This is a genomic window from Micromonospora sp. CA-248212 (genome assembly GCF_050948405.1).
In the GTDB taxonomy this organism is placed as follows: domain Bacteria; phylum Actinomycetota; class Actinomycetes; order Mycobacteriales; family Micromonosporaceae; genus Micromonospora.
Window position 1 is genome coordinate 4415391 of the sequence record NZ_CP192023.1, and the last position, 19309, is coordinate 4434699.

14 protein-coding genes are annotated in these 19309 nt (G+C 71.1%); 12 read left to right on the top strand and 2 right to left on the bottom strand.

Features of this window, described 5'->3' with window-relative positions:
- Positions 1–76: 76 nt before the first annotated feature.
- A complete protein-coding gene (locus tag ACQP03_RS20900; RefSeq protein ID WP_357125101.1) occupies positions 77–640 on the top strand; it encodes an ester cyclase in 564 nt (187 codons plus the stop codon).
- 71 nt (positions 641–711) lie between these two features.
- Here the strand turns inward: ACQP03_RS20900 and ACQP03_RS20905 are convergent, their stop codons facing one another.
- Together ACQP03_RS20905 and ACQP03_RS20910 are read right to left on the bottom strand one after the other, a co-directional pair.
- Positions 712–1251, bottom strand: coding sequence for a MarR family winged helix-turn-helix transcriptional regulator (locus tag ACQP03_RS20905; RefSeq protein ID WP_357169009.1), 540 nt, complete (start codon positions 1249–1251; stop codon positions 712–714).
- Between the two features lie 7 nt (positions 1252–1258).
- Positions 1259–2506, bottom strand: a complete 1248-nt coding sequence (locus tag ACQP03_RS20910; RefSeq protein ID WP_357125094.1) for an FAD-dependent oxidoreductase — start codon at positions 2504–2506, stop codon at positions 1259–1261.
- A gap of 99 nt (positions 2507–2605) precedes the next feature.
- Here ACQP03_RS20910 and ACQP03_RS20915 point away from each other — a divergent pair, with 99 nt between their 5' ends.
- From ACQP03_RS20915 to ACQP03_RS20965, 11 genes are all read left to right on the top strand, one after another.
- Positions 2606–5560: an ATP-binding protein gene (locus ACQP03_RS20915; protein WP_357169006.1), complete on the top strand. Its 2955-nt coding sequence runs from the start codon at positions 2606–2608 to the stop codon at positions 5558–5560.
- Between the two features lie 98 nt (positions 5561–5658).
- On the top strand, positions 5659–5802 hold the full coding sequence (locus ACQP03_RS20920) for a hypothetical protein (RefSeq protein WP_433458057.1): 144 nt from the start codon (positions 5659–5661) through the stop codon (positions 5800–5802).
- A gap of 13 nt (positions 5803–5815) precedes the next feature.
- Positions 5816–12007: a S8 family serine peptidase gene (locus ACQP03_RS20925; protein ID WP_433458059.1), complete on the top strand. Its 6192-nt coding sequence runs from the start codon at positions 5816–5818 to the stop codon at positions 12005–12007.
- A 119-nt stretch (positions 12008–12126) separates the two neighbouring features.
- On the top strand, positions 12127–12744 hold the full coding sequence (locus ACQP03_RS20930) for a TetR/AcrR family transcriptional regulator (protein WP_357125085.1): 618 nt from the start codon (positions 12127–12129) through the stop codon (positions 12742–12744).
- Positions 12741–13412 carry a VC0807 family protein gene (locus ACQP03_RS20935; RefSeq protein ID WP_363660523.1) on the top strand — a complete coding sequence of 224 codons (672 nt, stop codon included), beginning with the start codon at positions 12741–12743 and terminating at the stop codon, positions 13410–13412. Before ACQP03_RS20930 ends, ACQP03_RS20935 begins: the two co-directional genes overlap by 4 nt.
- Complete coding sequence (locus ACQP03_RS20940) at positions 13409–14623, top strand: nucleotide disphospho-sugar-binding domain-containing protein (RefSeq protein WP_363660524.1); 1215 nt, start codon at positions 13409–13411, stop codon at positions 14621–14623. Before ACQP03_RS20935 ends, ACQP03_RS20940 begins: the two co-directional genes overlap by 4 nt.
- A complete protein-coding gene (locus ACQP03_RS20945) occupies positions 14620–15522 on the top strand; it encodes a helix-turn-helix domain-containing protein (protein ID WP_357168991.1) in 903 nt (300 codons plus the stop codon). The genes ACQP03_RS20940 and ACQP03_RS20945 overlap by 4 nt, the downstream gene beginning before the upstream one ends.
- Positions 15523–15581: 59 nt before the next feature.
- Entirely contained in the window at positions 15582–16175 is a 594-nt protein-coding gene (locus ACQP03_RS20950; protein ID WP_357125073.1) for a dihydrofolate reductase family protein, read from the top strand.
- A complete protein-coding gene (locus ACQP03_RS20955) occupies positions 16172–17092 on the top strand; it encodes an NAD-dependent epimerase/dehydratase family protein (protein WP_357168988.1) in 921 nt (306 codons plus the stop codon). Before ACQP03_RS20950 ends, ACQP03_RS20955 begins: the two co-directional genes overlap by 4 nt.
- Positions 17073–17501 (top strand): PPOX class F420-dependent oxidoreductase, encoded by a 429-nt coding sequence (locus tag ACQP03_RS20960; RefSeq protein ID WP_433458063.1) that lies wholly within the window; start codon positions 17073–17075, stop codon positions 17499–17501. Before ACQP03_RS20955 ends, ACQP03_RS20960 begins: the two co-directional genes overlap by 20 nt.
- 356 nt (positions 17502–17857) lie before the next feature.
- The gene (locus ACQP03_RS20965; protein ID WP_357125064.1) at positions 17858–19210 is read left to right on the top strand and encodes a ricin-type beta-trefoil lectin domain protein; all 1353 of its coding nucleotides are present in this window, start codon (positions 17858–17860) and stop codon (positions 19208–19210) included.
- The last annotated feature ends 99 nt before the right edge of the window (positions 19211–19309 follow it).

The following is a 19309-nucleotide window of genomic DNA, read 5'->3' on the forward strand; positions in this document are numbered from 1 at the left end:
TTCGCGTTGACATCAGGTTACTGCAGTTATATGGTGTAACGGAAGCGAACGACTGTTACCCACCTGAGGAGTCACCGTGAAGCATCTCCCCGCAGCCACCATCGCCACCCTCCTGATCGGCGGCTCGGCGCTCGCCAGCGGCGCCGTACCCGCTCTGGCCGGCGGCACGGCCTTCGCCCACCAGCAGCCCGACGAGCACGGCACCGCCGGTCAGGCGCGGCAGGTGACCCGCGCCTGGGTTCAGCTCTGGAACGGCGACTACACACAGGCCGAGCGCATCATCTCCCCGGACGTCCGGGTGAGGGCCGCGCTGCTCGACGGCGGCGACGGCAGCGCCGTCAAGGGTCCGCACGGCATGGCCGACCTGGTCGGCCAGATCCGGTCCGCCTTCCCCGACCTGCGCTTCACCGTCGAGGTCGGCCCGATCATCGACGGTGACCACGTGGTCGTGCGATGGGTCGCCAACGGCACGTACGGCGGAGGCTTCCCCGGCGCGACCGCCGCGCCCGGCACCCGGGTCCGCTTCACCGGCACGGACACGCTGCGCATCAGGCGTGGCCTCATCACCGACTACTGGCTCAACGCCGACACTCTGCTGCTCGTCACGCAACTCAAGGTCACGGCGGCTCCCGAGCGGTAGGTCACCGGTCCGCATCCGTGCGGGCGGGACACCGACGGTGCGCGCTGCGATCGACCGCAGCGCGCACCCGGCTACCCGCGGCCGTCCGCGGACCCGGAGAGCGACGGCCGTTCACCGGCCTGACCGCGTGCCCGCTGCGCGGTGTCGCCACCACGGAGGCGGTCCAACTCGGCGAGGTACATCGCCTGCATGCGGTCATAGTGCCGGACCAGCAGCGCGACCTCCTCGACGCTGTAGCCCTCGACGAGTCGTTCGGCCCCCTCGGCGAACCGCTCGTACGGCCGCGTCAACTCGGCCATCCGCTCCGGGCGCAGGGTGACGATCACCCGCCGCCGGTCCGCCGGGTCACGCTCGGCCGTCACGTAACCCGCCTGCTGAAGCCGGCGCAACATGCTGGTCACCGCTCCGGTGGTGAGGTTGGTCCGCTCGGCGACCTGCCCCGCGGTAGCGGACCCGACGTCCGCCAGGTAGTCCAGGCACTCCAGGTCACTCACGGTCAGGCCCAGCCGGTCCGCGATGGCGTACCGGAACACCATGGAGAGCCGGGACATCTCCCGCCCGGCGCGCATGAGGTCGGCGATCGCGGACGCGCGGGCCGGCACCTGGGACATGCCGCAATCATGCCTCCGGCACGGTCACCCGGTGCAGCCGAGGTAACAGGCGGGTCAGCACCCAGTGTGGTGCGGTCGCGCCCCCGGTGAGACGGCGCATCAGCCGGCCGGCGGTGTCGACGGCGCGGAAGGCGTAGGGCACCATCTCGTCCTGGTAGGCGGCGATCGCCTCCTCCACCGCCCGACCGGTCGCCCGAGCCTCGAGCAGCCGGCGGCCGAGCAGGGCCGCGTCGCGGAGCGCGGTGTTACCACCATGGGCGCCGAACGGTGGCATGACGTGTACGGCGTCGCCCATCATCGTCGCCCGGGGCACCGCCCACCGCTGCGGGCGTCGGCCGGTGGCGAAGAGGTTGAGCACAGTGGCGTCCAACTCCGCCGTGGCGACCACCCGTCGGATGAGCGGGTGGAAGCCCGTGCTCATCCCGGCGGCCAGTCGCCAGAGCGCCAGCAGGTCGCCGCGGACGCCGATGGGCACCTCCTCCTGCGGTAGCAGCAGTCCCCACATCACGTAGTCGTCGCCGGTGGGCGCGTAGCTGCCCGGGGCCAGCCGCGCGAACGCCTCCCGTGGCCTCTCGCCGAACCGCATGGAGGTGAAGAAGAAGGCGAGGCCGGGTCGATCGGCGATGGCCAGGACGCCGCTGTCGCGCAGCGCGTCCGGGATCATGCTCTCCCCGTTGCGGCGCAGGGGCGACCGGCCGTAGATGCCCGCCATCGGCGCGCTCGCCGGGGCCGCGTCGGGCATGAGCTGCGCCCGCAGTGCCGAGCCCACGCCGTCCGCGCCCACGACGACGGTCGCCGCGACGGCCCCACCGTCGGAGAACCGCAGTCGCAGCCCGGCCGGGCCGCCGCTGTCCACCGCGACGGCCTCCTTGCCGTAGTGGATCCGCCCGTCGAGCCCGGTCTGCAGGATCGAGCGCAGCGTCAACCGATCGACCTGGCGGGTCGCGTACGGCTCGTCCTTGAAGGCGATGGTGAACGCGTCCCGGAGTCGGCTGTCGGTGAAGCGGAGGTGTCCGCCGGGCTCGTCGCCGGTGGCCAGCGCCAGGTTGTACAGCGGACGGGGCAGGCTCTCGCGCAACGCCGCCAACCCGTACCGGTCGAGGATGATCCGGTAGCCCTGCCGCCGGACGAAGGGGCCGGGGTCCCGCTCGTAGACGTGCGCGTCGATGCCGGCTCGCGTCAGGTACTGGGCGAGGCAGAGACCGGAGAGGCCGCCGCCGGCGATAGCCACCGAGAAGTCCGTCGATATGCCCATGCCGTTATCTTAATGACTAAGATGATTTTCGCAAGGTCGCCCGCGACCACCGGCGGCGATGGTCTTGTGTCCACGCGCCGAAAAGCGAGATCATCACGCATGCTCGACGCCTCAAACGAGGACGACGGGATCGCGCCAACCGTCGCCACCCCGCGCTTCGTGGGTCGTGACCGGGAGCTGGCGGCACTGCGGGGCGCCCTGGCCCGGCCACCGGCGATCGTGCTGGTGGAGGGCGAGGCGGGCATCGGCAAGAGCCGGCTGCTACGCGAGTGGCACTCCGCCCCGGCCCGGCGCACCGCCCTGGTGTCGGTGTGCCCACCGCTGCGCGAGTCGCTCACGTTGGGGCCGATCGTCGACGCGTTCCGGGGGATCGACAGTCCGGTGTCGCGGCTGCGGCTCACCGCGCTCGCGGGCGCGCTCCGGCCCCTGTTCCCCGAATGGTCCGCGAGCCTGCCGCCCGCGCTGCCGCCCCTGGACGACGCGAAGGCGGCCCGGCATCGACTGTTCCGCGCCCTGGAAGAGCTGCTGCGGGCGCTGCGGGTCGACGTCCTCGTCCTCGAGGACGCGCACTGGGCCGACGAGGTGACGCTGGAGTTCCTGCTGTTCGTCATCTCCCGACAGCACTCGGACGGTCCGAGCCTCGTCATCTCCTACCGGCCCGAGGAGGTCGACGACGGATCGCTGTTGCTACGGCTGACGTCCCGGCTGCCCGCTGGCGTGACGCAGCTGAGGATCGCCCTCGCGCCCATGCGACCCGACGACACGGCGGCGCTGGTCTCCTCCATGCTGGACGGCAATCCGATCTCGCAGGAGTTCACGGCGTTCATGCACGAACGGACCGGCGGCGTCCCGCTGGCCCTGGAAGAGTCGGTCCGTCTCATGTGCGATCGGGCCGATCTCGTCTTCCGCGACGGCCAGTGGGTCCGACTGAAGCTGCGCGAGCTACAGGTGCCGCCGACGGTGCGCGACTCCACCCGGGAGCGGGTGAGCCGCCTGTCGCCCACGGCGCAGCAGGCGTTGCGCGCCGCGGCGACGTTGGCGGAACGGTCCTCGGCGGCGACGATCGCGATGACCGCGGGCCTGTCGCCGGCCGCGTGCCGGGCCGCCATCGCGGAGGCGGCCAACGCCGGTGTCCTGGACGGAGACGACCGCGGCAGGTGGCGCTTCCGGCATGTGCTGGCCGCCACCGCGGTCTACGAGTCGATTCCGCTGACCGACCGCAGACACGTTCATCTGCTGGCCGGGCGCGCCCTGGAGCACCTCCACCCGCCGCCCGTGGCGCGCCTCGCCCACCACTTCCGAGAGGCCGGCGAGACCCCGTCCTGGGCGCGGTACGCCGAACAGGGCGCCGAGTTGGCCATCGCCTCGGGCGACCACACCAAGGCGGTCGACCTGCTTGTCGACCTGCTGTCGTGGGCCGTGCTGCCGCCGGTGGACCGGGCGCGGGTCGCCCGTATCGCCGGAGTCGCCGCCCTGGGCCGCCGGGAAGAGGTCGACCAGGTCCACCACCGGGTGATCCGTACCCTGCGCTCGGTGCTGGAGACCCCCGGCCTCTCCGCCCGGCAGCAGGCCGAGATCCGCAACCCCCTGGGTCGGCTTCTCATCACCGGGGGTGAGGCGCAGGCGGCCCTGCGCGAGCTGGAGCAGGCGGTCGCCAACCTCGACCACGACCCGGTCGAGGCGGCTCGGGCGATGACCTACCTCGGCTGGGCCTACGCGGGACCGTGGCCGGCGTCCACCCATCGGCGATGGCTCGATCGCGCCGCCGATCTCACCGCCCAGATCGACTCCCCCGCCGAGAGGCTGAACCTGGCCGGGAACCGCGCCGCGGCGTTGCTCATGCTGGGCGAGGAGGAGGCGTGGGAGGTCGTCGCCGACCTGCCCCTCGGTGGCTCGACCTCGGCAGAGCGTCTCGACGTGGCCCGCATCCACACGAATGTCGGTACCGGCGCGCTGATCTGGGGCCGGTACGCCGACGCCGAGCAACACCTCGACGTGGCCATGAGTCTCGCCGAGGTCGAGCAGGCGTCCCGGTTGCAGCACAACGTCCGACTCGAACAGGCCAACCTGGCGTGGCTCACCGGTCGGTGGGACGGCCTGGCGGAGACGAGCGCGGCACTCGCCGAGGCCGACCGGGACCGGCCGGCGCACTACCTGGGCAGCGTTCGCCTCGCCGCCCGCCTGGCGGCCGCAGCCGGACGGCGGCGGGTCGCCGAGGAGCAGTTCCGACTCGTCCTCGAGGAGTCCGCCCGTCTCGGCGCGGCCGACGACACGATGGAGGCCGCCGCGGCGCTGGCCAGGTTGTGGCTGACGGACGGCAACAGCGGCCGAGCCCTGCGAATCACGAACGAGCCGATGGAGACCGTCCGGCGAAAGGGCGTCTGGGTCTGGGCGACCGACCTCGTCCCCGCCCGGATCGAGGCGCACCTCGCCGCCGGTGACCTGACGGCCGCGACCCGCCTGACCGACCAGTTCGCCAGGGGACTGCGCGGTCGTACGGCGCCCGCGCCACGCGCCGCGCTCACCGTGTGTCGTGCCCTGCTGCTCGCCGCGACCGGGGAGCACGCCCGCGCGGCGACGGCGTACGACCGCGCGGCGCGCGCCTGGAGCGCGTTGCCGCGTCCGTACGACGCGCTGCGCGCCCGCGAGCGCCAAGCCGAAGCGATCATCGCGCAGGGCCGGACCGAGCAGGGCGGCGAGCTGCTGGCGGCACAGTACGAGCGGCTGTTCCGGCTCGGCGCCCGCGGCGACGCGGACCGTGTCGCACAGCGGCTTCGCGAACACGGCGCCGAGGTCCCGCGACTGTGGCGCGGCGGCCGACGCGGGTACGGGGACCAGCTCTCACCCCGCGAGCTCGACGTGGTCCAACTGGTCGTCGCGGGCAAGACGAACCGGGAGATCAGCCGGATCCTGGCCAAGTCGCCGGCCACGGTGGACCAGCAGCTACGCGCGGCGATGCGCAAGCTGAAGGTGAGCAGCCGGACCGCGCTCGCGGTCAAGGCGGTGGAGGCCGGCGTGTTCGCCGAGGACGAATCCCTCGACAACGCATCGTGAATTTTGACGTATCCGCCGGATAGCTAAGGCCACCCGGCTCACCGAGCATGAGTCCATGATCCATAGCCCATGGGCGATGAATGCCTGAGCGTCCCGTCGTGCCTGACGACTCCGCCCTCGAACACCAGCCGCCACCCGAGCGGCTCGGCGAACCGCGCGTCACCCCGCGCGACGCCTCCGACGTACGCGACGCCGACGGTGCCGTCGACCACGAGAGCCACGACCCCTACCAACCCCTGTAGGCGAAGGACCCCGATGAGATTCAAAGCCCTCGCGGCAACGCTGGCCGCAGCGGTCGGCCTGAGCATGCTCCAGCCGATACCGGCGTCCGCCGCCGAGCCGGATCCCGGCACGGCGGCCAGGAAGATCGCGCCGACCCTGAAGGACCGCTTCCGCACGCAGCCGGCCTCCGACTTCTGGATCACGTTCGACACGAAGCCCGACCTCGGGCCGGCGAAGAAGATCGCCGACTGGACGGCCCGTGGTCAGTTCGTCTACGACGCACTGGCCACGGCGTCGAAGAGCTCCCTGGCCTCCGTCTCCACCGAACTCGACCGGGCCGGGGTCAAGTACACCCCCTACCCGATCGCCAACGCCGTACTCGTCAAGGGCGGCACCGAGAAGCTCGCTCTCGACGTGGCCGCGCGGGTGCAGGTCGCCGAGATCCACGCCACGCCGCAGGTCGCCCTGGTACAGCCCGTGGAGCAGAAGCTCCCCGCTGACCAGGCTGCCCGACCCGCGGCCCCGAAGGCCGGCGCGGACGACACCGTCACGTGGGGTCTCGAGGCCATCCACGCCCCGCAGGCGTGGGCCATGGGCGCCACCGGCGCGGGTATCACCGTCTCCAACCTCGACTCGGGCGTCCAGTTCGACCACCCCGCCCTGTCGCGTCAGTACCGTGGCGCGAAGCCGGACGGCACCGTCGACCACAACTACAACTGGATGGCCACCCGGGGATCGTGCTCGGCCGCGCCGTGCGACGACAATGGACACGGCACGCACACCATGGGCACCATGGTCGGCGTCGACGGCACCGACCACGTCGGCGTCGCCCCGGACGCGCAGTGGATCGCGACGAACGGCTGCTGCGAGAGGACCGGTGTCGAGTCGCTGCTGCGCTCCGGCTGGTGGCTGCTCGCCCCGACCGACCTTGAGGGCAACAACCCCGACCCGTCCAAGCGCCCGCACGTCGTCAACAACTCGTGGGGCCAGGACGTCGAACACAACTTCGACGACTTCTTCCAGGCCATCGACGAGGCCTGGACCGCCGCGGGCATCTTCAGCACCTGGTCGTCGGGCAACACCGTGCCGTACGCGGCCTGTGACACGGTCTCCTCGCCGGGCTCGGCGGCGACCGCCTACTCCGTCGGCGCCTACGCGGAGGACGGCACGCTCGCGGCGTTCTCCCGCAAGGGCGCGGGTGAGGGCGGTCGGATCAAGCCCGAGATCTCCGCGCCGGGTGTCAACGTCCGCTCGTCCTATCCGAACAACAGCTACGTCGAGATGGCCGGTACGTCGATGGCGGCACCGCACGTCGCCGGCGCGGTCGCGGCGCTCTGGAGCTACGACCCGACCCTGATCGGGCAGGTCGACGAGACCCGTCGCCTGCTCGCCGAGTCGGCGACCGACGTCGACGACACCGAGTGCGGCGGCACCGCCGAGCTCAACAACAAGTACGGCGAGGGCCGGCTCGACCTCGTCCGCCTGCTCGAGCTCGCGCCCCGCGAGGGTGGCACCCTCACCGGTGTCGTGACCGCCAACGGCGCCCCGGTCCCCGCCGCCGAGGTGACGATCAGCGGGCCGTTCAGCCGGTCGATCGGCACCGACAAGGACGGCCGCTTCACGACGAACCTGCCGGTCGGCGACTACCAGCTCACCACCAGGGTGTTCGGGTACCTGACCGCGACCGCCACCGTCGCTGTCACCCTCGGCCAGGACACCTCCGTCACGCTGCCGCTCACGGCCGCCGCGAAGCACGACATCGGCGGCCGGGTCGTGGACGACAGGAAGCGGCCCGTGCCGAACGCGGACGTCGCGATCCGGGACACGCCGCTGAAGCCGGTACGCACGGACGCCAACGGCGCGTTCACGATCACCGGTGTCCCCGAGGGCGCGTACAAGCTGGCCGTCACGCCCAACTCCTGCTTCTCGCCGAAGACGCTCCCGCTGACCGTGGGAGCACAGAACGAGTCGCCCGAGATCCCGGTCGGGCTCGTCGTCGACAAGGGCGGCTACAGCTGCGCCGTCACCGAGGGCGAGTACCTGCGCGGCACCGAGCAGGTCACCTTCGGCAGCGGTGTGTGGGCGACGGTGAAGCTGCCGTTCCCGATCGCGCTGTACAACGGCAGCCACGACACCCTCGGCGTCGGCCTGCGTGGCGTGATCGCCCCGGACGGCAGCACCGGTCCCGGCTACGGCGGCGCGGGCGCCTTCCCGTTCTACATGGAGAGCCCCGCCGAGTTCGCCCCCGGCGGGGGTGTCTTCACGGCCGCCACCAAGGTCAACGGTGAGGACGCGTTCGTCGTCGAGTACCGCAACACCAAAATCTGGGCCTACCCGACCCGTTCGGAGTACACCGAACCGGTCAACTTCTCGGCCACCTTCACCCGTTCGGGCACGATGATCTTCGGGTACGGCGACGGCGTCGGAACCGACGACCCGGTGACCGCCGGCGCGAACGCCGTCACCGGCATCCAGGGCTGGGCCGGCGTCGACGGCATCCGGTTCTCCGATCACGCCCCGGTGCTGCGCGACGGGATGATCGTCACCTACGACCTGCCGGACTTCGGGTACCTCGACGCGACCGTCGTGGACAAGAACGACGGGTTGCCGGTGGCCGGCGCCAAGGTCTCCTTCAGCACCAAGGACGGGCTCGTCGAGGCCGTCACGACCAACGGAACCGGTCTCGTGCACCGCCAGCTTCCGCTGGGCGACTACACCATGACGGTCGAGGCGCCGAACTACACGACCGGGTCGTACCCGTTCTCGCTCGACAAGCTCTACGCGCAGGCCAAGATCGACGCGCGTCTGACCACGGGTGTCGCCGGTCTGAAGGCCGACGGCCTCGAGACGCTGTTGGGTACCGACCAGAACGGCGTCGGCTCGCTGACGCTGACCAACACCGGCTCCGCCCCGCTCATGTACGACCTGGGCGAGGCCGCGCGGCACCCCGAGCTCGACGCCACCGGCGCCACCGCGCGTACCGGCGTGGGCGCGGCAAGCACGATCGACCTCGCCGGCTGGAAGGCCGGCGCGAGCGGCATGAAGCCGTCAAACGTCGACGGCAAGCCCGCCACGCCGAGCCTCGCGGAGGCCCAGGCGGCAGCCAGGGTCGGCGCGACCTCCGGCGGAGACGTCATCACCCGGATCGCCATTCCCGGCACGATCGCCGAGAAGGAGCCCTCCGGCATCGGGTACGACGGCGACGTCTGGGTCCACGACTACAACGCGCGGACCAACACCGCCTACACGGTGACCGGCAAGAAGACGTCGAAGGTCTTCGACGCGTCGTGGAACCCCGCGTACCGGGCTTTCGACATGGCGCTCGACACCAAGACCGGTGACATGTGCCAGATGGAGGACAGCCCGGCCAGCTACATCCACTGCTTCAGCCGGGAGACCGGCAAGGAGACGCGGCAGATCAAGGGTGACTGGTCCACGCTCCAGCTCACCGGCCTCGCCTACAACCCGGCCCGGGACGTGTTCTACGTCGGTGGCCGGGCGAACGGCATGATCGGGACGGTCGCCGGCACCTCGCACGACAACCCGGGCGCGCTGCTGTCCTTCTGCACGCCGCCGCTGCCCGAGGTGATGGGCCTGGCCTACAACCAGGCGTCCGACACCATCTGGTACACCGACCTCACCTCGAACCGGCCCACCCGCCTGTTGCAGGTCGACCCCGACGACTGCTCGCTGGTGAACGCGTGGTGGTTCCCGGGCCAGAAGGTGGGCCAGGGCGGTGGCCTCGAGACCGACTCCACCGGCGCGCTGTGGGCGGCGGACCAGATCGCCGACGACGTCGTCCTCGTCGACGTCGAGGACGACCTGCTCACCGACCTGCCGTGGCTGTCGCTCTCCTCGACCGGCGGCACCCTCGCGCCGGGTCAGTCGACGACCGTCCAGGTCTCGATCTCGTCGAAGGACGCCAAGCCGGGCGTTCTCGGCGCGAACATCGTCGTGCGGTCCGACTCCGGACGCCAGTCCAAGACGTACGTGCCGGTGACGCTCACGACCACGAAGTACCAGGTCGGCGTCAACGCCGGCGGCGCGAAGGTCACCGACGGCACCGGCTACACGTGGTCCGCCGACCAGCCGGCGAGCAAGAAGTCGTGGGGCTACGAGGGCAAGACGAAGGTCACCTCCACGAAGGCCGGGATCGCCGGCACGACGGACGACCTCCTGTTCCAGTCGCAGCGCACCACGCCGGAGAAGCAGTTGTTCTACCGCTTCCCGGACGCGCCCAAGGGCACCTACGCGATCGACTTCGGCTTCGCCGAGATCGAGAAGGCGCCGAAGGGCAAGCGGGTGTTCGACGTCCTCGTGGACGGGACGCTGACGAACTACGCGTACGACCCGACCGCCGCCGTGGGATCGAACACCGCCGACTGGCGTACCGCGGTCGTGCAGCACGACGGCGGTCCGCTGACGGTGGAACTGCGGGGCTCGAAGGGCCTGAAGGCCCCGAGCATCGCCGCGCTGCGGGTGACGCTCGACCCGCGGGCGGACGCGGCGGAGCCGGATCCCCAGCCCGAACAGCCGGACCCCGGCCCGGTACCGGTGGCCCCCGCCGGTCGCTCGTACTCGATGAAGGTGACCGAGGGGCTCTACCGCCAGGGCACCCAGGAGTCCGGGTGGCTGGGCGACGACCTCTGTGGCCCGTTGTGGTTCAGCTCCGACTACCTGCAGCCGTTCTACGACACGGCCTGGGACGGCGTGTGCGTCACGACGAACGGCACGCTCGTCTTCGACCGCGCCGCCACGTCGGGGAGCAACACGGCGCTGCCGTCGCCGTACCCGATTGACGCGATCTACCCGTTCTGGGACGACCTCGTCGTCGACGACGAGGCGGGTATCTACTTCGGCACGACCGAGGTGGACGGAGTGGCGGCGCAGGTCATCGAATGGCGCAACGTCACCTTCTTCGCCGACCCGAGCGCCCGGGTGAGCTTCTCGGTCACCCTGATCGCCGACGGACGGATCCAGATCGGGTACGGCGAGGGCGTCGGCGGCGACAACCCCCTCACCAAGGGTTCGTCGGCGACGGTCGGTGTGGAGAGCCTGAACCGCAACCCCGCGGGCCAGTACTCCTTCAACCAGCCCGTCCTGAAGGCCGGCCTGGGCCTGGAGTACACGCTCCCGGCCGCGGGCACGATCGAGGGCACGGTCACCGACAGGAACGACGGCAAGCCGATCGAGGGCGCGATCGTCACGCTCAAGGGGCCGGCCGGTGAACGGGTCATCACCACCGACGTGAAGGGCCGGTGGAAGGCCCAGGCGCTGGTCGGCGGAAACACGGTGCAGGTGGAGGCGCCGAACTACGTCACCGCCAGCCACCCCGTGACCATCGCCAAGAAGGACCAGGCCGAGGTGGTCGACACGGCGCTGACCACGGGCATCGCCACCGTCGCCGCAACTGACCTCGACTGGCTCCTCGACAAGGGCCAGCAGGCGACGGCCGACGTGACCGTCACCAACACCGGTTCCGCGCCGCTTCAGGTGCGGGTCAGCGAGCAGAAGCGCACCGACGACGGTGGGCACGAGGCCGCCGACCTGCCGTGGCTGACCCTCACGGGCCCGGCCGCGACCGGCCCGGTCACGCTCGCGGTCGGCACGTCGACCACGGTCACGGTGACGGCCGACAACGCCCGCATCAAGCCCGGCGTACTCGTCGGGGACGTGCTCGTGGCGTCCAACGCCGGCAAGGGTGAGAGCCAGCTCAAGCCGGTCCGCCTGGCGACGTCGGCCTACTGGAAGGGCGTCGACGCGGGCGGGTCCGGGTACGTCGACGCCTCGGGCTTCTTCTGGGCGCCCGACCAGGCGCTCGGCTCGCGGCAGTGGGGCTACGTGGGCGGTAAGGCGCACACCACCAAGGCCGACATCGCCGGTACGACGGACGACGCGCTGTTCCGCACCCAGCGGACCGGCGACACGTTCAGCTACGTGTTCAAGAACGCCCCCGCCGGCACGTACCGGATCGGCCTCGACTTCGCGGAGCTCGAGAAGGTCAAGGCCGGCAAGCGCGCCTTCGACGTGCTCGCCGACGGCAAGGTCGTGCTGTACGACCACGACGTGCAGGCGAAGGTGGGCGCGCTGACCGTCGATGCGAACACGGTCACGGTCGAGCACCCCGGTGGCGATCTGACAATCCAGTTCACCCGGGAGAAGGGCGAGGGCGATCCGATCCTCAACGCCCTGAAGGTGCAGGAGGATCCGCGCCTGAAGAGATAGCCGCGCACTGGTCAGAGCCTCCCCGGCGACGTCGCCGGGGAGGCTCTGCCGTTTCCGCACGCGCTGCGGCGATCCCTACGCCCTTGACGGGAAGCCGGCCTTCTGCTGAACTTTTATCTATGCAGATAACACCGGAGGTCGATCGAAAGACGCAGATTCTGGAGGCGTTCGTCGAGCTGCTGGCCGAGCACGGCTACGCGGGGGCGACGTTCGCGCGGATCGTCGAGACGGCGCGACTCAGCAGCACCCGGCTCATCACGTACCACTACGACACCAAGCAGGAGTTGGTCGCCGCGGCGTTGCGCCACATCGTCGACCGGGCGCAACAGGTCATGGTCCCGGCGATCGAGGCTGAGTCGACGGCACGTGGCAAGCTCGCCGCGTACCTACGCTCGAACTTCCGCTTTCTGGGCGAACGACCGGCGTACGCCCGCGCGGCCGTCGAGATCGTCCGCAACCTGCCCAGGGACACGGCGGATGCGGATGCTCGCGAGGACGTACCCGTGATGCTGCTGGCGCACCTCTTCGTCGCCGGCCAGGAGTCCGGGGAACTGCGCACGTTCGATCCGGTGGTGATGGCGGTGACGGTCCGCGCCGCCGTCGACGCCGCCGTCGAGCGGTTCGCCAGCGGTGGCGGATTGGACCTGGCCGCCTACGCGGAGGAGTTGTGCGCGCTCTTCGACCGCGCGATCGCCGCCGAGCCGGCCACGAGGGATCGCGGGGAGGTGCTTCGGTGAGGCCGGTCAGGAACGACACCCAGCCGACGCCGACTGCCGCCGGGCGTACGAGCGAGCGCGCGCGCCGCGCTCTGGTCGGACGAATCGTCGTCGACGTGGTCCTGCCCCTGCTCGTCTACTACGCGCTTCGCGCCTTGGGCGCCGGCGTGCTGGCCGCCACCCTGGCCGCGGGGGCGGTCCCCGCGGCGAACGCCGCCCTGGTCGCCGCCCGCAGCCGGCGGATCGACGTCGCGGGCCTCGTCGTCGTCAGCCTCTTCCTGGCGGGGGGCGCGCTGAGCGTGGTCACCGGGGACGCGCGGCTGCTGTACATCAAGGACGGCTGGCTCACCGGCCTGCTCGGCGCCTGGGTGCTGCTGTCGCTGGCCATGAAGCGGCCGTTCATGCTCCACCTCGGCACGGCCATCGCCACCGCGAAGGTCGGTGATGAGGGCGCCGCGGCGTGGCAGCGACGCTGGACCGACGATCCCGTCTTCCGGCGCCGCCTGCGCCTGGTGAGCGTGGTGGTCGGCGTCGTGCTGATGCTGGACGCCGTGGTCCGCGTCGCCATCGCGTCAGTGATCGACCTCGACGCGGTCGCGACGGTCACCAACGTGCAGTACGTCGTCATGCTCGCCGGCCTGCTGTCCTGGTTCTTCTGGTACACCGCCCGACACGGGCTGCGCGCATGAGCACGAAGGCCAGTGCGCACGTCGCCGTCCTCGCCGTCGGGGCCACTGGTCACCTGCTGCCCGTCCTCGACGTCATCGAGGAGTTGCGGGCCCGCGGGCACCGGGTCACCTGTTTCGCCCCGGACGGCGCCGCACCCGCCGCGCGACGTGCCGGCGCGCACGTCGTGACGTACGAGTCCACGCTTGTCACGCGCCCGTCGTCGACGGTGCCGCCGGCTGATTTCGCGGTCTGGCTCCCGTTCGTGCTCCTGGCGGAAGCAGCCGCCGTCGTCCCCCAGATCATCCCCGTGCTGCGCGGCGACGTCCCCGACGTCCTGCTCTACGATCGGGCCGCGCATCCGGCCGGCCGCGCGCTGGCGCAGTTGCTGAACCGGCCGGCGGTGGCGATGTTTCCGTCCTTCGCACAGGGGCCGGCGTGGTCCTTGGCCGCGGCCACCGGGCAGGCGAGCGTCCTGGACCCCGCACATCCCGCCTTCGCCCCGTTGCAGGACCAGCTCGACCAGTTCTCCGCGCGCTGGGGACTGGAGCGCGGCACCGTACGCGACCTGGCCGAGGCACGCGAGCGGCGATCGATCGCGTTCCTCCCGCGGTGGTTTCAGTGCAACGGAGAGGGCTTCGGCCCGGACCACCACTTCGTCGGACCGTGCCTGCGCTCGCGGCTCGGCACCGGACCGGCAGTGCGCGAGCGCCTCGTGTACGTGAGCGCGGGCACCGCGGCGGCCGAGCCCGAGGCGCTACGGCCACTGATCCGAGCGGCGGCCGCCGCGGCGCCCAACCGCCGGGTGCTCGTGTCCACCGGCGGGCTCCCGATCGCCGCTCTCGGGACGCTGCCCGACCGGGTCGAAGCCCACGAGCACGTCGACCAGCTCGCCGCGTTGGCGCAGGCCGACCTGTTCGTCACGCACGCCGGGATGGGCAGCGTCATGGAGTCCCTCTGGTTCGGCGTTCCGATGGTCTGCGCGCCGCGTACCAGCGAACAGCACGTCGTCGCGGCACGGGTCGAGGCTCTCGGTCTCGGGGTGAACCTGTCGAACGGTGCTGGTCCGAACAGCGACGTCGAGGCCCGCATCCGCGACCTCCCGCACGATCCGACGATCCGTGAGCGCCTGCGTACCGCATCCGCGACGGTGCGGGCGGCGGGCGGGCGTCGAGCAGCCGCGGACGCGGTGCAGGGGGCCATCGCGTCCGACGGGGATCAGGTCCGCGCGTGAGCGCAGGCGAGTCCTACGTTGAGCTTGCCCCGCTGCCAGGGCTGGTCGACCACCTTCGGACCGTGTGGGTGCAGACCACCGGGACGGCGCCCTACCTGCAGCGGCACCTGCCCACCGGTGGCGCGGAGCTGCACTGGCCGCTCGGCGGAGAGCCACGCCTGCTCGGCCCGTTGACCGGACCCCGGGTCGAGGTGATCCCCGCGTCGACGATCCTGCTGGGCGTCCGATTCCATCCGGGGGCACCCGTTCTGATACCTGGTGGCGTCGGGGACCTGCTCGACCGGCAGGTCGCGCTGGACGAGCTCGGTCACCGGTGGGTGGACCGGCTCGGCGAGGCCATTGCCACCGCCGTCACACCTCGGGCGGGGCTGCTCGTCCTGCAGGAATTCCTGCTGCGCCGCACGCGGACCGCTGGCGGGGATCCCCTCGTTCGCGCGGCGGTACGCATGCTCATGCCCTGGGCGCCGCGTGAGATCGGCGTCGTCGCCGACCACCTCGGACTGTCGGTCAGCCAGTTCCGTCGCCGCTCTGTGTGGGCGGTGGGAACGGGTCCGAAGTCGTTGCAGCGGACGCTGCGGTTCCAGGGTTTCCTGGCGTTGGCGCAGTCGGGCACCATGGCGGCCGGACGACGCGGGGCCGACGGAATGGTGGGACTCGCGGTCGATGCGGGGTACGCGGATCAGGCCCACCTGAGTCGAGAGGTGCGGCGTCTCAGCGGGCTGACGCCGGCCGGACTGCTCGGCGCACAGGTCGACCGGTGCTCGTGCGGGCACGACCACACCGCGTCGTACGCGCCGTTCCTCGCGGCTCGATCGCCCGAGAAAGTCCATGTCGGTGGAGACGCAGACCACGTGACGGTGCGCGATTCGTTCAAGACCGGTAAGCGCGTCGCTCGATAACGTCCCCCTCCGTGGCAGGCCGGCACCTACCCGGTCCCGCGACGAGTGAGAGGCGATACATGAGCAAGGTCCTCGCAGCCCTGTCGGTCTCGGTCGACGGATACATCACCGGTCGTGACCCGGGACCCCGACGCGGCCTCGGTGACGGCGGCATGCTGTTCGACTGGTATTTCGACGGCGACACACCGAGCGCGGTGTTCGACGGTTTCCGGCTGAGCGCTCCCAGCGCCCGCGTGTTCGACACGGCCGCGGCCAGGGTGGGAGCGAGCCTGGCCGGGCGCAACACCTACGACGACTCCGGCTGGGACAGCGGCGGCACCCCTCACCCCGACGCGCCGCTCGTGGTGCTCAGCCACCGATCGCTGCCCGCCGAGCATCCGCGCCAGATTCTGGTGACCAGTGGCATCGAGGAGGCCGTCGACACGGCCCGCCGCCTGGCCGGCGACAAGGACGTGGCCCTCATGGGGGGCGGAGTGACCACCGCCGCGCTGGCCGCGGGTCTGGTCGACGAGCTGATCCTGCACCAGCGGCCGGTGCTGCTGGGCGCCGGCCGGCCGTACTTCCAGGCCCTGTCCGCACCCGTCGAACTCCGCCTGATCGAGGCCGTCGCCGCGCCGGCCGTGACCCACCTGCACTACGAGGTGGTCCGGTGATCCTCGTGACGGGCGGCCTCGGCATGATCGGCGCCCAGACCGCGCGCGCCCTGACGGACCTCGGGCACACCGTCGTCGCGACCGCCCACCGGCGAACCGAGCGCCCGTCGTTCCTGCCCGACGACGTCATCGTCGAACAACTCGACGTCACCGACGCCGCCGCGGTGTCCACCCTCGGCGACCGGTACCGGATCACCGACATCGTCCACCTGGCCGGCAGCATCCCCGGCGAGGATCGAGTCGCGTACTTCCGGGCCGACACCGCCGGGCTGCTCACCATGCTCGACGCCGCACGCAGCTGGCGCGTGCGGCGTTTCGCCGTCGCCGGCAGTCTCGGCTCCTACCTGGGCAGCAGTGCGATCACCTGGCACGAAGACCTGCCCCTACCTGCGGTGGCCGTACCGCACCCGATCATCGCCTTCAAGAAGGCTGTCGAACCGCTCACCACGAATGCGCTGCGGGACACCGGGATTCAGGCGCTCGTGCTCCGCATCGGCAGCACCTGGGGACCGCTCATGGACCCGGCCACTCCCTTCAACGCGGTCCCGCCCTACATCAGCTCCGTGCTACGCGGGGAACGCCCCACCGCCCTGCACGCCCACGACGGGGGCGACTTCTGCTACGCCCCCGACGCTGGACGCGCAATCGCCCTGCTCATCACGGCAGACGCCCTCGGCCACGAGATCTACAACATCTCGAGCGGACAGCCCTTCACCAACGGGCAGCTGATCGACGCCGTACGCGCGGCCATTCCGGACGCGCGGCTCGACGTGCTCGACGGTCGCAGTGGCGGACCGGGGCGCGATCCCTACCTCGACATCTCCCGCCTCACCACCGACACCGGCTTCGAACCGGCGTTCGACCTCACGGCCGCCGTCGCCGACTACATCAGCTGGCGTGCCCATCACGCCCGATAACCACCACACCACCGGAGGGACCACCGTGCTGCGTCTCGACATCCGCCGTGTGCTCGACGGGTCACCGATCGCCCACCTTGCCACCGTCCTGCCGGACGGCGCACCGCACGCCACCCCTGTCTCCGTCGGAACGCACGGCGAACACATCGTCATATTCACCGGGCCCGGCAAGCGCAAAGCGCGCAACCTGCGCCGCGACCCGCGCCTGGCGTTGTCCATCGCGCCGGCCGACGATCCGTTCACTCCGATTGTCGTACGCGGCCGTGTCGTCAACTGGCTCGACGGCGACGCCGCGTGGTCGATCATCGACCGCATCGTCGCCAAGTACACCGACGGGACGTACCCGCGCGACGACGAACGCGTCGTCGCCGTCATCGAACCCGAGCACCAGAGCATCGGCATCCGCTGACGCGCAGCCCGTCCCCGCACACTGGCAGCGGTCGCCCAGGTCTGTCTCGTCTCGGTCGTCGCCGCCCAAGACATTGACACCCCTAATTGCGTGATCTAGCGTCGAGTCGAATCGGTTCGACCCTCGGATCTGGTGCTCCGGCATCCTCCGACGGCCGGGCGCGTGGTGTTCGGGCGAACGTTGTGGGCCACCGACGATTCGACGACCATCCGGTCCCGCACGGGCCGCAGGACCGGTGGCGTCCAGCCGGCCCTCGTCATGGGCACGTCCCGCGCCGCGCGTGGATCACCTCGTACCGAACAGACGAGGCGTCGTGCGGCAGGCCGACGTTCCTTTTCGCACAAGGAGATTCAACTGTGCCACTTCGCAGACTGTCCGCCCCCTGGATCGGGGCAGCCATGGCGGTCCTGGTCCTGATCGCCGTCGGAACCTACATCGTCACCAGCGTCACTCCGGCAGCCGCGGCCAGCACCGCCGGCTGCGGCAAGGCGCCGGGCTTGAACAGCGGCACCCACACCATCCAGAGCGGCGGGAAGAGCCGGAGCTTCATCCTTCGGCTACCCGACAGCTACAACAACACCTACGCCCACCGGCTGGCCTTCGGTTTCCACTGGTTGGGCGGCACCGCCAGCCAGGTCGCGTCGGGCGGCACCGACGGCGCGCCGTGGGCCTACTACGGCATGCTCTCCCAGGCGAACAACACCACGATCTTCGTCGCCCCGCAGGGACTCAACAACGGCTGGGGCAACGCCAACGGTGAGGACGTCACCTTCACCGACGACATGGTCCGCGTGATCGAGAACGCCCTCTGCGTCGACACGACGCAACTCTTCTCCGTCGGGTTCAGCTACGGCGGAGCGATGAGCTACTCGCTGGCGTGTTCCCGGCCGACGGTGTTCCGCGCGGTCGCGGCCATCGCGGCCCCGGGAGCGATCAGCGGATGCAGCGGCGGCACCCAACCCGTGGCGTACCTGGGGATCCACGGCATCAACGACAACATCGCGAACGGCCGGGCGTTGCGTGACAGGTTCGTCCGCAACAACGGATGCGCCGCGCAGAACCCGCCCGAGCCCGCGGCCGGCAGCCGGACCCACATCACCACCGCCTACTCCTGCCAGCCCGGATATCCGGTGCTCTGGGCCGCGTTCGACGGCGGACACCAGCAGGGCCCGGTGGACGGGTGTGCGGGCTGCGAGAGCGGCGCGCGGAGCTGGGTCAAGCAGGAGGTGTGGAACTTCTTCGCGCAGTTCGGCGGCGGCGCGCCGCCCACCACTCCCCCGCCGACGACTCCCCCGCCGACGACCCCGCCACCCAGCCAGCAGAGCGTGCTGATCGTCGGCAGCCAGTCCGGCAGGTGCGTCGACGTCCCCAACTCCAGCACGGCCAACGGCGCGCGCCCGCAGCTCTGGGACTGCCACGGTGGCGCCAACCAGCGTTGGACCCGGACCGCCAACCGCACGCTGACCGTCTACGGCAACAAGTGCCTGGACGCCAGCGGCAGCGGCAGCAGCAACGGCACCGCGGTCATCATCTGGGACTGCAACGGCCAGTCGAACCAGCAGTGGAACGTCAACTCCAACGGCACCATCACCTCCGCGCAGTCGGGGCTCTGCCTGGACGCCGTCAGTTCCGGCACGGCCAACGGGACACAGCTGCACCTCTGGGCCTGCCACGGCGGCGCCAACCAGCAGTGGAGCACGCGCACCTAGGGCATCGCCCACCACCTGTCAGAGACGCGCCGCCCGGGTTCTGTCCCGGGCGGCGCGTGTCGTTCGGGTCCGATCGAACGGCCGAACGAGTGGCCGCCG

Coding starts and splice junctions, on each gene's coding strand:
- ACQP03_RS20905 (WP_357169009.1), bottom strand. CDS start 1,251: ATGTCCCAGGTGCCGGCCCGCGCGTCCGCGATCGCCGACCTCATGCGC.
- ACQP03_RS20910 (WP_357125094.1), bottom strand. CDS start 2,506: ATGGGCATATCGACGGACTTCTCGGTGGCTATCGCCGGCGGCGGCCTC.
- ACQP03_RS20915 (WP_357169006.1), top strand. CDS start 2,606: ATGCTCGACGCCTCAAACGAGGACGACGGGATCGCGCCAACCGTCGCC.
- ACQP03_RS20925 (WP_433458059.1), top strand. CDS start 5,816: ATGAGATTCAAAGCCCTCGCGGCAACGCTGGCCGCAGCGGTCGGCCTG.
- ACQP03_RS20930 (WP_357125085.1), top strand. CDS start 12,127: ATGCAGATAACACCGGAGGTCGATCGAAAGACGCAGATTCTGGAGGCG.
- ACQP03_RS20940 (WP_363660524.1), top strand. CDS start 13,409: ATGAGCACGAAGGCCAGTGCGCACGTCGCCGTCCTCGCCGTCGGGGCC.
- ACQP03_RS20950 (WP_357125073.1), top strand. CDS start 15,582: ATGAGCAAGGTCCTCGCAGCCCTGTCGGTCTCGGTCGACGGATACATC.